This window comes from Maribacter sp. UBA3344, from assembly GCF_002362375.1.
GTDB lineage: Bacteria > Bacteroidota > Bacteroidia > Flavobacteriales > Flavobacteriaceae > Maribacter > Maribacter dokdonensis.
In genome coordinates this window covers 222,708-238,021 of the sequence record NZ_DERI01000030.1, presented here as the reverse complement: position 1 = coordinate 238,021, position 15,314 = coordinate 222,708, and the positions used below count along the sequence as shown (strand labels likewise).

At 34.8% G+C, this 15,314-nt stretch carries 17 protein-coding genes; 7 read left to right on the top strand and 10 right to left on the bottom strand.

Annotated features, from left to right (window positions below; genetic code table 11):
- The first annotated feature begins 138 nt into the window (after positions 1-138).
- Genes B2Z27_RS19105 through B2Z27_RS19095 form a run of 3 tightly spaced genes read left to right on the top strand, consistent with a single transcriptional unit; the run spans position 139 to position 1,985 of the window.
- Positions 139-702: a DNA-3-methyladenine glycosylase I gene (locus B2Z27_RS19105; protein ID WP_286814868.1), complete on the top strand. Its 564-nt coding sequence runs from the start codon at positions 139-141 to the stop codon at positions 700-702.
- 19 nt (positions 703-721) lie between these two features.
- On the top strand, positions 722-1,309 hold the full coding sequence (locus B2Z27_RS19100) for a hypothetical protein (protein ID WP_286814867.1): 588 nt from the start codon (positions 722-724) through the stop codon (positions 1,307-1,309).
- Positions 1,296-1,985 carry a DUF2490 domain-containing protein gene (locus tag B2Z27_RS19095; protein WP_286814866.1) on the top strand — a complete coding sequence of 230 codons (690 nt, stop codon included), beginning with the start codon at positions 1,296-1,298 and terminating at the stop codon, positions 1,983-1,985. Before B2Z27_RS19100 ends, B2Z27_RS19095 begins: the two co-directional genes overlap by 14 nt.
- On the opposite strand, the gene aat is transcribed toward B2Z27_RS19095, so the two are convergent.
- Positions 1,977-2,609, bottom strand: coding sequence for a leucyl/phenylalanyl-tRNA--protein transferase (gene aat / locus B2Z27_RS19090; protein WP_286814865.1), 633 nt, complete (start codon positions 2,607-2,609; stop codon positions 1,977-1,979). The genes B2Z27_RS19095 and aat overlap by 9 nt on opposite strands.
- A 135-nt stretch (positions 2,610-2,744) precedes the next feature.
- The gene (locus B2Z27_RS19085) at positions 2,745-3,122 is read right to left on the bottom strand and encodes a DUF3127 domain-containing protein (protein ID WP_286814864.1); all 378 of its coding nucleotides are present in this window, start codon (positions 3,120-3,122) and stop codon (positions 2,745-2,747) included.
- A 126-nt stretch (positions 3,123-3,248) separates the two neighbouring features.
- Here B2Z27_RS19085 and B2Z27_RS19080 point away from each other — a divergent pair, with 126 nt between their 5' ends.
- Both B2Z27_RS19080 and B2Z27_RS19075 read left to right on the top strand, forming a co-directional pair.
- A complete protein-coding gene (locus B2Z27_RS19080; RefSeq protein ID WP_058104904.1) occupies positions 3,249-4,397 on the top strand; it encodes a sensor histidine kinase in 1,149 nt (382 codons plus the stop codon).
- 2 nt (positions 4,398-4,399) lie between these two features.
- Complete coding sequence (locus tag B2Z27_RS19075) at positions 4,400-4,750, top strand: hypothetical protein (protein WP_286814863.1); 351 nt, start codon at positions 4,400-4,402, stop codon at positions 4,748-4,750.
- On the opposite strand, the gene B2Z27_RS19070 is transcribed toward B2Z27_RS19075, so the two are convergent.
- Together B2Z27_RS19070 and greA are read right to left on the bottom strand one after the other, a co-directional pair.
- Complete coding sequence (locus B2Z27_RS19070; RefSeq protein ID WP_286814862.1) at positions 4,747-5,136, bottom strand: HIT family protein; 390 nt, start codon at positions 5,134-5,136, stop codon at positions 4,747-4,749. The genes B2Z27_RS19075 and B2Z27_RS19070 overlap by 4 nt on opposite strands.
- Before the next feature lie 78 nt (positions 5,137-5,214).
- Positions 5,215-5,691 carry a transcription elongation factor GreA gene (gene greA / locus B2Z27_RS19065; protein WP_058104901.1) on the bottom strand — a complete coding sequence of 159 codons (477 nt, stop codon included), beginning with the start codon at positions 5,689-5,691 and terminating at the stop codon, positions 5,215-5,217.
- A gap of 132 nt (positions 5,692-5,823) precedes the next feature.
- Between greA and B2Z27_RS19060 the strand changes: the two genes are divergently transcribed.
- On the top strand, positions 5,824-6,261 hold the full coding sequence (locus B2Z27_RS19060) for a hypothetical protein (protein WP_074670299.1): 438 nt from the start codon (positions 5,824-5,826) through the stop codon (positions 6,259-6,261).
- Here B2Z27_RS19060 and B2Z27_RS19055 read toward each other — a convergent pair.
- Positions 6,258-6,929 carry a hydrolase gene (locus tag B2Z27_RS19055; RefSeq protein ID WP_099190943.1) on the bottom strand — a complete coding sequence of 224 codons (672 nt, stop codon included), beginning with the start codon at positions 6,927-6,929 and terminating at the stop codon, positions 6,258-6,260. The genes B2Z27_RS19060 and B2Z27_RS19055 overlap by 4 nt on opposite strands.
- Before the next feature lie 96 nt (positions 6,930-7,025).
- Positions 7,026-9,188, bottom strand: coding sequence for a TonB-dependent receptor (locus tag B2Z27_RS19050; protein ID WP_286814861.1), 2,163 nt, complete (start codon positions 9,186-9,188; stop codon positions 7,026-7,028).
- A gap of 394 nt (positions 9,189-9,582) precedes the next feature.
- Here B2Z27_RS19050 and B2Z27_RS19045 point away from each other — a divergent pair, with 394 nt between their 5' ends.
- Complete coding sequence (locus B2Z27_RS19045; protein WP_286814860.1) at positions 9,583-12,042, top strand: hybrid sensor histidine kinase/response regulator; 2,460 nt, start codon at positions 9,583-9,585, stop codon at positions 12,040-12,042.
- On the opposite strand, the gene B2Z27_RS19040 is transcribed toward B2Z27_RS19045, so the two are convergent.
- From B2Z27_RS19040 to B2Z27_RS19025, 4 genes are all read right to left on the bottom strand, one after another.
- The gene (locus B2Z27_RS19040; protein WP_286814859.1) at positions 12,017-13,375 is read right to left on the bottom strand and encodes a sigma-54-dependent transcriptional regulator; all 1,359 of its coding nucleotides are present in this window, start codon (positions 13,373-13,375) and stop codon (positions 12,017-12,019) included. The two genes, B2Z27_RS19045 and B2Z27_RS19040, sit on opposite strands and share 26 nt — an antisense overlap.
- A 174-nt stretch (positions 13,376-13,549) precedes the next feature.
- Positions 13,550-13,867, bottom strand: coding sequence for a hypothetical protein (locus B2Z27_RS19035; protein WP_058104895.1), 318 nt, complete (start codon positions 13,865-13,867; stop codon positions 13,550-13,552).
- 617 nt (positions 13,868-14,484) lie between these two features.
- Positions 14,485-14,787 (bottom strand): hypothetical protein, encoded by a 303-nt coding sequence (locus B2Z27_RS19030; RefSeq protein WP_071340531.1) that lies wholly within the window; start codon positions 14,785-14,787, stop codon positions 14,485-14,487.
- A 152-nt stretch (positions 14,788-14,939) separates the two neighbouring features.
- Positions 14,940-15,242 (bottom strand): hypothetical protein, encoded by a 303-nt coding sequence (locus B2Z27_RS19025; protein ID WP_071340532.1) that lies wholly within the window; start codon positions 15,240-15,242, stop codon positions 14,940-14,942.
- Between the last annotated feature and the right edge of the window lie 72 nt (positions 15,243-15,314).

Genomic DNA, 15,314 nt, shown 5'->3' with positions numbered 1-15,314 from the left:
TAATAGTTTAACAACTATTAACTTAAATTTAAACTTTCTTTAATGGGGTTTAAAAGAAATTAAAAACTATACTACCAAATTATAGGTAAATGCATGTTCTGATCTTTTTAAATACTTTTGTCATTAAAGAAACTTTCTATGGAACCAGTAAGATGCGGTTGGTGCAAGGGCGATACGCTTTATGAAGCATATCATGACCAAGAATGGGGCGTACCCGTTAAAGACGATGATTTGCTGTTCGAGTTTTTAGTGTTGGAAACCTTTCAAGCTGGTTTAAGCTGGATCACTATTTTAAAAAGACGAGAAAATTTTAGGGTTGCATTCGATCATTTCGATTATAAAAAAATTGCTAAATATCCTGAAACCAAAATCCTCTCTTTACTACAAGATGAGGGCATTATCAGAAACAAATTAAAAGTTAGGGCAACGGTAACCAATGCCATTGCCTACATGGAAATTCAGAAAGAATTTGGTAGTTTCAGTAGTTATATTTGGGAATTTGTAAACAATGAACCTATTAAGAACAAAGTAGTAAATTACAAAGATGCCCCTGCCAATACACCCATATCAGATGCCATTAGTAAAGACCTAAAAAAGCGCGGTTTTAAGTTTGTGGGCAGTACTATTATTTATGCGTTTATGCAGGCCACTGGCATGGTAAATGATCATCAACTAGATTGTTTTAGATACACTGAAGTGTAAGTAACATAACACCGTTATTATGAAAAATATTCAAACGCTATTACTAATAACCACTCTGTTTTTTTACAGTCAGTTTGGGCAGGCTCAGTATAAATACGAAAGGGAACATCGTATTTTAAAATCTCAGTTTCCTGCTGTTGCTATCTCTACCATAGAAGAAAATGTTACAGATTATAGGCGTATTAAGTTCTATAAGGAGACGGATAGCACTAAAGTTAGTTATGAGGCGAAATTGAAAAAAGACAAGCTTTGGTACAGCATTGAGTTTGATAAAAAAGGCAATCTTGAAGATATTGAAATACTAATTAAACCAGACGATATACCTAATGATACCTATGCCAGAATAGAAGAGTATTTGAACAATAATTTCACTAAATATCGTATTAAAAGGTTGCAACAGCAATATCCTTCAAATACCGATCCTATTGATCACACTTTTAAAAACGCATTTCAAAACTTGATACTACCCTCTAACAATTACGAACTGGTAGTTGTTGGAAGAAAAGAAAAAGGCTATTTAGATTATGAGATTCTATTTGATGCTGATGGAAATTTTATGGATATAAGAACCTCTCTTCCTCCTAACTATGACCATGTATTGTACTAGATTTCGGTTCATTTTTACCTTATTGCTGTTCTTATGTGTACGTTATGTTCAATCTCAAAATAACACTGTTGCATATTGGGAGCCTGAAGTAGCTTTAAACTACAAAGTAACCCCTTTATTTAAACAAAATTTTTCTTTATCAAATAGAAATTATACCTATCACAATAACAAATCTCAGTTAACTGTACGCCAAATAGAAATAGCCCATTTTTCCTCTTTAACAATAGATCCCTATAAGAGCATAGGCTTAGGAGTACAATATAGATTTAGAGAAGCATTTGAAAATGACAAGGAAAATGAACTACGGTTAACGCAACAATTCAACATTACCAAAATTACCAATAGCGTCCGCTTTGGTAACCGGTTTAGAATTGAGCAGCGCATACAACCTTCTACACTTATTCATCGTTTTAGATATCGTTTTGCCATTGACATTCCCTTAAAAGGTTTAAGAACAGATATTGGAGAACCATACTTAGTGGCTACCACAGAATCTTTATTAAGCATTGAAAAAAATGCCAAAGCAATGTATGACCAACGCATAACATCGCAAGTAGGTTGGTCTATTTCAAACCATTTAAAAGCACAATTGGGCGTACAGTTCAGAATGGAGAATTACACTGAAAAAACTGAACACGTTTTTCTCTTTTTAAATAGTTTGGTTATATCACTTTAAGATTGCCATAAAATCTTTTCTTGCAATTTCTTTGGCTCCCATACTGGCCAAATGATCGGTGTGCAATTGGCAGTCTATTACCTTATACTCATTTAGAGACAATTCCTCCGCTAGTTTAATAAAGGCAAACTTTGATGCATTAGATGTAAGACTGAACATGCTTTCTCCACAAAATACATGACCTAGATCAACACCGTACAAGCCCCCTACCAGTTTATCTTCTTCCCAAACCTCATACGATTGGGCAATGCCATTTTTATGTAACTTAATATATGCGGTTATCATTGCTTCGGTAATCCATGTACCGTCTTGCCCTTCTCTTGGTACGGAAGAACAATATTCTAGAACCCTTTCAAAACAAGTATTTTTAGTAAGCCTAAATTGCTTGTTTCGTATTACTTTTTTCATGCTTTTAGAGACCTTAATCTCATTTGGAAATAGCACCATTCTAGGATCCGGACTCCACCATAATATTATAGAATCGTTATCAAACCATGGAAAAATTCCGTTTTGGTAGGCCAACAACAACCGCTCTGGGGAAAGATCGCCACCAACAGCCAACAAGCCTTCAACATTGGCATTTTCCACGGGCGGAAAGACAAGTTCATCAGTTATAAAGTACATGATTCTTTTTGAGGCTTTTTCGTTTTTGTTCAAATTAACCAAAGGTGTGAAAACAAAAAAACTTGTTCAACTTTTTAAGCTAAACAAGTTTTTTATTTAAAGGACAGTACCCCTTATTTTATTGTGCTATAATTATTAAAACGGAAGATCATCATGATCCTCTTCGTTTAAATTATCAGCTGGTTCAAATGCCTCCATTGGTGGTACTGGTGGCATACCTGGTGCCGGTGCTTGTTGAGATAAATATTCTATCCTCCAGCCTTGAATTGAGTTAAAATATTTTACCTGACCTTGAGGATTTGTCCACTCTCTTCCTCTAAGATTAATACTAACTTTTACATCTTGCCCTACGGCATAACTGTTCAACAAATCACATTTATCTTGAACAAATTCTATCATGATATGCTGTGGATATTGCTCGTCTGTAGTAACGACCAACTCTCTTTTTCTAAACCCATTAGACCCAAACGTTTGGGTTTCACCTATCAACTTAACTTTACCTTCTATTTCCATCTTGAACTCTTTTTACAATAGATTTCAAAAATACATAAAATGAAGCGGTAATAAAACACGGTACATTGATTACAACACAACAATTATTCACAATTAGGGTTATCTTTAGTATTAGATAACTATTGGATGAACTTTATCCCTAAAAACAAAATTTCCAACATTTTTCTATTGGTAGGCTCCTTTGTTGTGGTTAGTCTAATCTTATGGAATACCAATAGCTTTTTTAAACAATTTAAAGAGGAAGAGCGTTTAAAAATGGAGATTTGGGCTACTGCGCAATCAGAATTTTTGCAATCCTCTGAAACTGTAGATTTAGGCAGTCTTCATTTAAAGGTATTTCAAAACAACACTTCTACCCCAATGATCCTTATAAACAAGGACAAGTCTATAAGGGTGAATAATTTTCCGCCAAACAAAGCACAGGACTCCGCCTACATTCAAAGTCAACTAAAAAAATTCAAGAATGAAAACACCCCTATTTCAATTGATCAGCAAGGCGAACATTTAGCCACTTTGTATTACGGCAATTCTGACGTTTTAACCAAGCTGAAGTTTTACCCTATTGCCTTACTTCTTATTATTTTTCTTTTTGCCGCCGTGATCTATTTTCTGTTCAAGACCAATAAAGCTGCTGAACAGAATAAATTATGGGCAGGTATGGCCAAAGAGACCGCCCACCAAATTGGCACTCCCTTATCTTCTCTTTTAGGATGGAACGAACTTTTAAAATCTGAAGACATTAACCCAAGTATTACCAAAGAAATTGAAAAGGATATTGACCGGCTACAGACCATTACCGAACGTTTTTCCAAAATTGGGTCATTGCCAAAACTTGTTGAAAGTGATATTGTAAAAGAAACACAAGATGCTTTTGATTATTTGAAAAGAAGAAGTTCTAAACTTATTCACTTTTCTTTTAGCTCTAAAGTGGACCACTTACCCGTTATGCTCAACAGTTCATTATACAATTGGACTATTGAAAACTTGGTTAAAAACGGAATTGATGCCATGCGAGGCAAGGGCAGCATTGCCATTGAAATAGTACCAGATCATAAATTCGTGAATATTTTAATTGCCGATACCGGGCACGGTATTTCAAAAAGCAACTATAATAGTATCTTTACACCCGGTTTCACCTCAAAAAAGAGAGGTTGGGGCTTAGGACTTTCTTTGGTTAAACGAATTGTGGAAGAGTATCACGATGGAAAAATAAAGGTGTTATCATCTGGCAAAGAAGGAACTATAATGCAAATTTCTTTAAAAGTGGTTCACTAATTATGGCGAAGGAAAAATTTGAAGTTATTAAAGAAGCTCAACTGACCAATAACTGTCCGGAGTGTTTTAATCAGGATTTAAGTCTTACTTTTTATCAAAAACACACCTACGGTAGCTTTTTTCATAAAATTACTGGAGACCTCAGCAATAAATTAGTTTGCAATACGTGCCACACTACAATCTACCCAGTAAGTTGGACGGATGATATAGAGCGAATGTTCAACTATTATCAAAAAACGGCTGTTCCAGTTAAAAAATCATCTAAACCAACACTATTATTTTATGGGCTTTTGTTAGTTATGATCGCCTTGGTCGCAGGAGCTGTTTACCTTTTTATTTCTGGCGCCATTTAAATCTTAGCTCCAATTTCCTGGGCCAAGTCTGCCAGTTCCTCATTACTTAATTTTACCTTGTATTGAAAAGTTGCATTTTTCATTTCGTTCAACGGAATTAAATGAACATGCACATGCGGTACCTCTAACCCAATAACAGACATACCAATTCGCTTACATTCAACAGTTTTTTCCAGAGCCTTGCCCACTTTTCTTGAAAATGACATGAGACCCAAGTACGTTTCTTCATCCAAGTCCAATATTTTATTTACCTCTTTTTTAGGTATACACAAGGTGTGCCCTTTAGCGTTTGGGTTGATATCTAAGAATGCTAAGAAATTTTCATCTTCAGCTACTTTAAAACATGGTATTTCACCATTTATGATCTTGGTAAAAATCGTTGGCATAATCGTTTACTATTTAATGGAAATAAAAAATCCTACCCTTTTCAAAAGGATAGGATTAAATATAGTTATTTAAAAAATTTAAGCTCTTGTTATTTCAAGAATTTCAAATTTTATTGCTCCGCTAGGAACAGTGATTTCAGCAGTATCTCCCACTTTTTTTCCTAAAAGACCTTTGCCAATTGGTGAGCTTACAGATATTTTACCCGTTTTAAGATCCGCCTCACTTTCCGCTACCAATTTATAGGTCATTTCCATACCATTATTTTGGTTTTTAAGCTTTACGGTAGAAAGTACCAATACCTTAGAGGTATCTAATTGCGACTCATCAATTATACGTGCATTGGCCACGGTATTTTCCATCTTGGAAATTTTCATTTCCAACAAACCTTGTGCTTCTTTTGCAGCATCATATTCTGCGTTTTCTGACAAATCGCCTTTATCTCTTGCTTCTGCAATTGCTTGAGACGCCTTTGGGCGCTCAACATCTCTTAAATGATCTAGTTCTGCCTTTAGTTTTTTTAACCCTTCGACAGTATAGTATGATATATTACTCATAACCTCCTCGTTTTATAAATAGACAAATCCTCTGCAAATGCCTGTTAATTCGGCTTTTTAAGAGAGGATTTAACACAAATATACATAAATTTTACGCACATTTGTTGAAGTTATTGAAAACAAAATTATAGCATGTTCAGAAGATTAAGTATCCTAATTCTATTGATTATCACTGCTTGTAGCAATGATGGAACCAACAGAAATCCGTACTTACAGGAAATAGGCTTTCGTTTTGAAGCTAATTTAAACTTGCCTTCCTACAGCCCACTTACAAATACGGGTAGTGCCGTATATATTCAAAGTGATCTTGCCGGTACACGAGGTGTTTTTGTCATCAATGCCGGTTTTGATCAGTTTAGGGCATTTGAGGCCAGTTGTCCAAATCATGCACCTAACGATTGCTCTACCATGCAGCTAAATGGACAAATTGCAACGTGTTCTTGCGAAGATTATGAATACAGCTTATTTACCGGTCAACTATTGAATAGACCAGATGATGAAAATCGATATTATGACATGCTTGAATATCGTACTACCTTTAGTGGTGGTAGTGTAATCATCTCTAACTAAGCATTTTCTTCAGCGCGATATTTCTCCATTATTTCCTTGAACAGTTCACCTGTACTTGGTGGTGTATACGATATTGCATTTGCCCCGGCATCTATTGCTTCAACTATAGAATCGTCAGATTTTCCACCCGTGGCAATGATGGCAACCTTATCATTTAAATCCCTAATTTTTTTGATGATATCTGCAGTTTTAGCTGCGCCGGATACATTGAATATATCCACACCTGCATCTATTCTACCTTTAATATCATCTTTTTCCGAAACCACCGTAATGGTTACCGGTATATCAATTTTTTCCTTAAGCATCGTAATAAGGCTGTTTGGGGTAGGCTTATTTAAAACCACCCCTAAAGCACCTTGAAATTCTGCATGTATTGCCAATTCTAAAGACCGTACCCCGGTTGTTAAACCGCCACCGACCCCACAAAATATAGGCTTGTCGGCAGCCAATATCAAAGCATTTGATATTACCGGTTGCGGTGTAAACGGATATACCGCTATAATTGCATTGGCATTGGTATTTCTTATAATAGCTACGTCCGTACTAAACAAAAACGACTTTATAGATTGCCCAAAAACACGAATGCCAGAGCATTGAGAAATGACCTCTGGCACCGTTACTATATTGTTTCTTAACCTACTGCCAAAAACTGGAATGTTGCGCTCCATAACCCTGATAATTAGTCTCCTAATTTAGATTATTCCACTATGCGCCTTACATTCTCAACAAATATTTAAGACAACTTTATATCTTTCTATTATCAACTAAAAATTCACTGTTGCACCTAACAAAAAGTTAGTTCCTGCTTGTGGATAATAACCCTGTACTTCAAATGAATTACCAGGTGTAGACCAACTATCTACATAAGTATACCCGTTAGAAACATACTTTTCATTGAAGATGTTATTTACCAAACCCGAAAACACGATAGACTTTACAATGCTATTCATGTTGATCTCATAAGTAATATTGAAATCTGTGGTAAAATAAGAGTCTAGCTTAGATGCTTCTGTATCTGTATTGCTTAAATATTGCTCACCTACAAACTTTGAATACAGCGAAATATTCATAGCATCACATGGCATATAACTAAGAACGTTACCCGCCACCAAGCCCGGAGAATAAGCAATGTTGGTATCTCCTAAACCTTGTAGCATACCATCTCTATCAATAAAGAAATCTTTGTTCTTATTTTGACTGATGGCAATGTTAGGCCTTAGGTTGAATTTTTCACCCAATATTATATTTGCATCAACTTCTAAACCTAGCCTGTAACTATCACCAATATTTTCCCTTAATGGTGCACCAACGTCATTTAACTCACCAGTAACCACTAACTGATCTTTATAGTTCATGTAATATACATTGGTATTTACCTGAACTGAAGGAGAAACGTATCTCCATCCCAATTCAAAATCATTTAGTTTCTCAGGTTTTGGATTACCATTTTCATAATCGTTCCTATTGGGTTCCCTATTGGCAACCGCATACGACAAGTAAAAATTATTATTCGCATTAAGATCAAAGGTTACTCCTGCCTTTGGATTGAAAAAATTGAACGTATCATCAACAAGACCGGTATCTTCCCCGTTTGCTTTATACCCCACTGTTCTATATTGAACATCTCCATATAATGACCACTGATCCGTTAGTTGATAATTTGCCTTTGTGTATAAGTTAAAATCTGTTTTAGACGAACTATCATCATAATAACGATCTCTGTAACTACTATTACTAGCATATCTAGCCCAGATTACCTCTCCAAAATGATCGCCTTCGTATTTATTAAGACCACCACCTATTATTAAATCTAACTTTTCTTTCTTGTAATTCGCAGAAAAAACGGTTCCGTAGAAATCATTATCCAACCAACGTCTTCTAATTAAATCGGTAGTATTCACTTCTTCACCATCTACAATCAGTGGCTCAAAACCATAGGTAGAAAAATCATCGGCTTCTCTATACTGCTCAAAATAACCTCTTCCTCTTGTATAGTGCAAAGCTATATTTGTACTCCAAAAATCAGAAATCTGTTCGTTCCATAATAATTGTGCATGGTCTTGCTTGTAATTATCCACTTCATTATCATAAAACTGGGTATTACCATTTAAATCAGTATAAATACCTGAAGGATTAAAAGTTCTATTATCCCTCAAAGTTTGACCATCTATACCGTACCAAGCTTGGTACGTAATTTCATGACCTCCAAACATCAATGCCTTGATCAAAGTATTATCATCTTTATAAGCTGCTTGTAAAAAATAAGATTCCAAATCCGATCTTGCTCTATCTATATAACCATCTGATTTAATTTTAGATAGTCTACCTGAAATTTCAATATGATCATTTAATAATCCGGTACTGAACTTTAAATTATTTCTTAATGTACCGTAGCTACCTATAGAAGTTGATATTTGACCATACGCGTCTTGTGAAAAACCGTCTGTCAACAAGTTTAAACTTGCCCCAAAAGCACCGGCTCCATTGGTAGATGTACCTACACCACGTTGCAATTGTAAACTCTCAGTTGAAGAAGCAAAATCTGGCATATTTACCCAAAATGTACCTTGAGACTCCGCATCGTTATAAGGTATTCCGTTAATGGTCACATTTACACGTGTAGCATCACTACCTCTTACTCTAAGCCCTGTATAACCTACACCGGCACCAGCATCTGTAGTAGTTACCACAGATGGTAAAAAGTTCATTAATACAGGAATGTCCTGCCCAAGGTTTCTTGGTTTAATTTCCTCTTTTGTAAGATTTGAAAATGTAACCGGAGATTGCTTGGTTACCCTTACCGCAGAGACGAACACTTCGTCTAAGACTACTTTTTGACCCTCCAGAGAATCAGTTACCTGTTCTTGGGCACTAACTCCAAGACTAAACGCAAAAAACGCCGCAATTGTGAAAATAGTAAGTTTCATTCGTAAATTAAATACGAATAAAAGGGGCTATTATTCTAAGTAAAAATTGATTTTGCCTATTTAAAGACTTTGTTTTCCAAAATGAAGTCAGCCATTACGCTGGCCGGCCCCTCGCTAAAAATGTCCACCGGACATTTTTTTAACGCTCGGTCCCTTGGCAGCATTACCCGCCCAGGTTCTTTGGGTATAATCTCAGCTTTGTCCTAAAAAATTTCAGGATTTTGGCACCCCTTTGAGATGCAGCAAATGTAATGCAGTAATTTTAACTCTCATAAATAAATCTGAAAAAATAACATCTTGTTTAATTAACATCATTTTAGAACTTATTATCCCTGTTTTGTCGTATTTAACTATACATTTCAATCTGTCTTTACTATACAATTAGAAATATTACATGGATTCCAAGAAAAACAAGTTCACCCTTAAAATTACTATTAGCTACTTGCTTTTGGTCATATTGGGCATTATTGCATCATACTATATCTATACAGAGGTTCAAGAATACATTGCTACTGAAAACACAACGGAAAAAGACAACAAATTACTTAAAACAAACTCCTTTTTAGCCCAGTTATATGAAGCTGAAAGTCTCTCTAAACTTGCATTGCAAACCAAAAGTAAAATTAATTTTAGCGCCTATGAGAACAAAATAGACTCCATACGCACCAATATTCAAGAAATAAAAACGCTAACGGACAGTGAATATCAACACAACCTTTTAGACAGCCTTAGCGCACTTTTAGATAAAAAAGTGACAAATATTAATGCCTTAAGAGCCATTAGACTTAAGGACCAAACAGGGACCGCTATAAATTCTGCACTAGCGGAATTTGATAAGTTAGAGGAATCTTTAGGAATTATTAAACCGGAAGGCTTAGCTCCTAATTTAGAAGAACTTTCACCCAAGGCCCAAAGTACCATAAAAAAGGTTGCGGATTATCTTAATGCCAATGTCCCCACAAACGGTAATTCACAAAGCAATACACAGACTATGGACAGTGTTCTACAAGTCTCTAAAAATCTTTTGAAAGATGTTAAACAGGAAAATGCCATAAACGAAAACACCTTGGCCCTTAGAGAGACCAATATCAATAAAACCGATCTTGAACTTTCGCAGCAGTTACGTACCATCCTCTCTTCATTTGAGCAAGAGATTATTACGAACAGCATCAACAACTCCATTAAAAAGGAAACCTTGTTAAAAAGAAGTATTCGCCTTGCCGTTATTGCAGCAATACTCGGTTTTCTAGTGGTTGGTATTTTTACTTTTATTATAAATAGAGATTTCTGGAAAGCAAATGTATACAGAGAGAAACTTGAAAAAGAGAAGGCCTACTCTGACTCTTTATTAAAAAGTAGGGAACAATTGATTGCAACGGTAAGTCATGATTTACGCACCCCATTAAACACCATAAGCGGTTACACCAATATAATAGAAGAAAACGACCATGGAACCGTCAATAAAAAGCATATTGACCAAATAAAATCCGCTACCACATATGTGAACAATCTGGTAAACGATTTGCTGGATTTTTCTCAATTAGAGGCCGGTAAAATGGTAGTCAAAAAATCTACTTTTAAGGTAAATGACTTAATTTCCGAAACTGCTAATAGTATTGCCGCACAGTATACAGCCAAGGATATTGATTTAATTCTTCATTTAGATGAGTCTTTAGAACATCCTATTGTTTCAGATGCTTTTCGATTACGTCAAATTATTACAAATTTACTGGGCAATGCCTATAAGTTTACCGATAAAGGCTCTATCACCTTAACGGGCAATATCATTGAAAAACAAAAAATAAAATATCTTTTCCTGAAAATTTCCGATACCGGCATAGGGATATCAAAAGAGAAGCAAAAACTAATCTTTAAAGAATTTACACAGGCAGAAAACGATACCGACAAAAAGTACGGCGGCTATGGATTAGGACTCACCATTACCAAAAAACTTACCGAATTGTTAGGCGGTACGATCTCGCTTGACAGCAATATAAACAAAGGCAGCACCTTTACACTTAAAATACCTATTGTTTATGGTGAAAAATCATCTGTTGAAACAAAAATCGCTTTAAAACCGGATAGGTTAAAAATTATTGTTTTTGATGATGATGCTTCGTTTTTGAAACTAATTGGGGAAATGCTAAAATCAGCCGGAATAGAAGTTTTACTTTTTACCGATTTCAACGCTTTTCAACCCGATTCAGATTTTAAATTCAATATGATTTTGACCGATATTGAAATGCCTACGGTCTCCGGCTATGATATTGTTGACCAACTTAAATCAGGAACATTTAAACATTATGAAAATCAACCCATTTTGGCAATGACCGGAAGACGAGATCTTACGGTAGATCACTTTATCGAAAAAGGATTTACTGGACTAATCCGAAAACCATTTTCAAAAACCGATCTTTTACAAAAACTAAACAACATGTTTGAAATGGATTTTCAACATACTCATGAAAAACCTTTCATTTCTAGAAATGACAACGAAAACCTTTACAGTTTAGAAACCATTGAACTCTTTTTAGGAAAAGACAAAACCGCTATTGACGAGGTTTTGCTCACATTTAAAAATGATACAGGGAAAAATTTACATGAATTAAAATTGGCGGTAGCCACAAACAATATTACTCAAATAAATAGTACTACACATAGAATGCTACCTATGTTCAGGCAATTGCATGTGAACAAAATTGTACCCACTTTAGAAACTTTTGAAACCCTGAAAAAAAATGATTCAACCCACAAATCAATATCAGAAAAATACGCGAAGCTGGAGCAAGAAATAAGCGATGTTATAGAAGCAATTTCACAGGAAATCTCTACAGGTCTAAATCATAATAGTTAATTCTATTATACAGTGTTTTTCTGGTTACCTGTAATAACTTGGCCGCTTTAGACTTGTTGTAATTAGTACGTTTTAAAGCATTAACAATTTGCTCTTTTTCAAAATCTGCTTTAGACACGCTACCTAAGTCCAGTTTTTCCGGCTTTGACTCCATAAGCTCTTCTGGCAAAGTATTCACTTGTATCTCATTGGTGGTAGTCAATAACACTGCACGTTGAATAACATTCTGCAATTCCCTAATATTACCTGGCCAGTGGTATGTATTAAAAACATTCCACACCTCATCTGAAAAATCAAGAATCTGCTTGTTTAATTTTTGGTTGAACTTTTTCAAAAAATGAGATGCTAACACAGCTAAATCTCCCTGCCTGTCTTTTAAAGCAGGTATTTGAAGGGAAAACTCATTTAACCTATGATATAAATCTTCTCGAAAATTACCTTTTTCCACTGCTGCTTTTAAATCTTCATTGGTGGCCGATAAAATTCTGACATTAACCTCAACTTCACTATTGCTACCGATCCTTTTAATTTTACGCTCTTGTAAAGCTCTTAATAGTTGTATTTGATTCTCATAAGAAAGATTACCAACTTCATCTAAAAACAAGGTTCCCCCATTTGCCGCTTCAAAACTTCCTATTTTATCGGCTATAGCCCCAGTAAAACTTCCTTTCAAATGACCAAAAAATTCACTAGCGGCAAGTTCTTTTGGTATTGCCCCACAATCTAGGGCTATAAACGGTTTTTCTTTACGATTGCTTTTTTGATGAATTGCTTTTGCCGTAACCTCTTTCCCAGTGCCACTCTCACCTATAATTAAAACAGACATGTCTGTGGGTGCCACTAAGGCAATATGGTCATCTAATTTTTGCGCAGCTTCACTAAGTAACTCCAAGTCATTAGAAATTGACGACTTTTCTTCATTTTCTACAGTTGATTTTGAGTCATTTTTTGTTGTAATAGCCGTTTCTTTGGAAATAATTGGTTTAGCGTGTAATGCACCATCAATTACAGCTAACATTTGATCTGGCGTAAATGGTTTTGAAATATAATCATACGCACCCATTTTCATGGCTTTAACTGCGGTAGATACTTCCGCATAACCGGTCATTACTATTACCGGAATACTGTCCTTTAGTTGAGAAACGAGTTTAATGCCATCATAATCCGGTAAACGCAGATCTGTAATTACTAATTGAAAATTTTGCTCTTTGAGTTGCTTTTCACCATCTAACCCGGTCTGACTTACCACAATGTCAAAACCATTTCTTTCCAAAAACTTTTTTAGCATTTGGGCAAAAGAAGTATCGTCTTCTAAAATTAAAATTTTGGACATAGTAAGTTTGGTATTCTAAGTATTTACGTAAAAATACCATAAGCCGACTATTTGTATTTTAAAATTATCATAAAGCTTAATTAATCAATTCAATAGAGCAAAAAAAAAGGAAAGAATAGCACTTAGCTATCCTTTCCTGACCAAACCAACTTGAACAAACAAGTTTCTCTATAATTACATATCTATCCAATTCCCATTCTCATCGGCATATACGGTTCCTTGTGTACCATCTTCAAGGGACAATACCAACTTATACTGTTTCTCACTGTTCGTATATGCTTTATCTAGACTAGCAGTCGGGAAATTCTTAGCTACTGCATCTGATACTGCTTGAGGAACTTCTGCTACCGAAATTTCTTTGAAATCATCGGCCACGACCAACATCTCATTTACTTGATTATGTTGAATTCCGTTTTCTGCTATTAATGCATCTTGTGCGTTCATTGTAAAACCACCTAATGTCATTGCTCCTAATAAAAATAAAGTCTTCATCTTTCTAATATTTAAGTTAATACTACTTTTCAATACTATTAACTAAGAAAAAAGAATGCCATAATCCCTAAAAAACCAAAAACTACTGATACACAACACGTTACATATGCCACACCTATCTTAAAGCTGTGTAAAACTGTACCCAATACTAGTATCTGTATAATTTTTACCCAATAAATAGTCACATTTTCTTGTGACCCAGAACTTATTTGAAAACAAAAAAAAGGAGCTGCAATCCGCAGCCCCCCTCAAACCACCTATCAAACTCTTGTTTTAAAATTTTTAATCAACACCTTAATCAATTCAACAACAACTAATACTGGCAATGCTAATCCGGGGGATTATTTTAAATACAATTATTTGGTGGCACTTTCATAGTTAACGGTTAGTGTTTACGCGAAAGTGATATTATTGCTATTTACTTCTCTAAACATAGTTTCGATATCATCCCTAAAGAAAAAATTAGAACTGTGCCTAAAACCGAAATAAATACTAATGTGACCATTGTTTCATAATTTGCTTCACTTATTTAGACACAACATTTTCTGGTAGGTCACATTTTTAAATAAAAAAAACCGCTTTTTGCAGTTTTTTTTATTTTGAAAACTTTTTTCAGATTATTTTTTATTGATCCAATTACCGTATTGATCTATATAAACGGTTCTTCGGGTACCACTTTTAAGCACCATAATCAATTTAAATTCTCCTCTATCATTTTTATAAGCTCCACCAAGTTTAGATGTTGGGTATTGTTTTAATATTTCTTCAATAACCGGAGGTGTCAACTCACTCGATTTTATTTTTACGTACTCATCTGTATTGATAGCAATTTCTTTTTCTATAAAATTTGAACCTGTCATTGCTGTACTGTTCAATGTTATTCCTAAAGTCAAGAATACTAATAATGCGTAATTCTTCATGCTAATGTTTTAATCGTTAATAACTCTACTTCTATAATTATTTACGGAAGAATCTGACATATGGATTTTCCATTGCCATAATTTAAAGGCGCTAAATTGAAAAAAGCTGCCTAGGCAGCTTTTTATAAACAACTAACTCAAACTTATAATTTCTACATTTCTAACCAGTTACCTTCTTCATCTGCATACAATACTACAGAAGAACCATCTTGAGAAGTAATTTCTAATTTATAGTTATTTTCATCATCAACATATGCTTTATTCAGCATTGCACCTTGATAATCTGATGCTAGGGCATTTACAATTGGTGCCGGTAAATCAGAAGTTGCTATCTCGGTATAATCTTGAATGAAAACATCTTCCATAATACCATCGTGAAATATAATTGGTGTAGCTGCAGTACCTATTGTTAAACTACCTATTGCTAAAGCTGTGGCAAAAACTAATTTTTTCATCTTTCTACGTTTTTATATTAAACATTCTTGATAGGTATATTAGAATAATTATGCCAACCATGTAACTTAAAG

Coding starts and splice junctions, on each gene's coding strand:
- B2Z27_RS19105 (WP_286814868.1), top strand. CDS start 139: ATGGAACCAGTAAGATGCGGTTGGTGCAAGGGCGATACGCTTTATGAA.
- B2Z27_RS19100 (WP_286814867.1), top strand. CDS start 722: ATGAAAAATATTCAAACGCTATTACTAATAACCACTCTGTTTTTTTAC.
- B2Z27_RS19095 (WP_286814866.1), top strand. CDS start 1,296: ATGTATTGTACTAGATTTCGGTTCATTTTTACCTTATTGCTGTTCTTA.
- aat (WP_286814865.1), bottom strand. CDS start 2,609: ATGTACTTTATAACTGATGAACTTGTCTTTCCGCCCGTGGAAAATGCC.
- B2Z27_RS19085 (WP_286814864.1), bottom strand. CDS start 3,122: ATGGAAATAGAAGGTAAAGTTAAGTTGATAGGTGAAACCCAAACGTTT.
- B2Z27_RS19080 (WP_058104904.1), top strand. CDS start 3,249: ATGAACTTTATCCCTAAAAACAAAATTTCCAACATTTTTCTATTGGTA.
- B2Z27_RS19075 (WP_286814863.1), top strand. CDS start 4,400: ATGGCGAAGGAAAAATTTGAAGTTATTAAAGAAGCTCAACTGACCAAT.
- B2Z27_RS19070 (WP_286814862.1), bottom strand. CDS start 5,136: ATGCCAACGATTTTTACCAAGATCATAAATGGTGAAATACCATGTTTT.
- greA (WP_058104901.1), bottom strand. CDS start 5,691: ATGAGTAATATATCATACTATACTGTCGAAGGGTTAAAAAAACTAAAG.
- B2Z27_RS19060 (WP_074670299.1), top strand. CDS start 5,824: ATGTTCAGAAGATTAAGTATCCTAATTCTATTGATTATCACTGCTTGT.
- B2Z27_RS19055 (WP_099190943.1), bottom strand. CDS start 6,929: ATGGAGCGCAACATTCCAGTTTTTGGCAGTAGGTTAAGAAACAATATA.
- B2Z27_RS19050 (WP_286814861.1), bottom strand. CDS start 9,188: ATGAAACTTACTATTTTCACAATTGCGGCGTTTTTTGCGTTTAGTCTT.
- B2Z27_RS19045 (WP_286814860.1), top strand. CDS start 9,583: ATGGATTCCAAGAAAAACAAGTTCACCCTTAAAATTACTATTAGCTAC.
- B2Z27_RS19040 (WP_286814859.1), bottom strand. CDS start 13,375: ATGTCCAAAATTTTAATTTTAGAAGACGATACTTCTTTTGCCCAAATG.
- B2Z27_RS19035 (WP_058104895.1), bottom strand. CDS start 13,867: ATGAAGACTTTATTTTTATTAGGAGCAATGACATTAGGTGGTTTTACA.
- B2Z27_RS19030 (WP_071340531.1), bottom strand. CDS start 14,787: ATGAAGAATTACGCATTATTAGTATTCTTGACTTTAGGAATAACATTG.
- B2Z27_RS19025 (WP_071340532.1), bottom strand. CDS start 15,242: ATGAAAAAATTAGTTTTTGCCACAGCTTTAGCAATAGGTAGTTTAACA.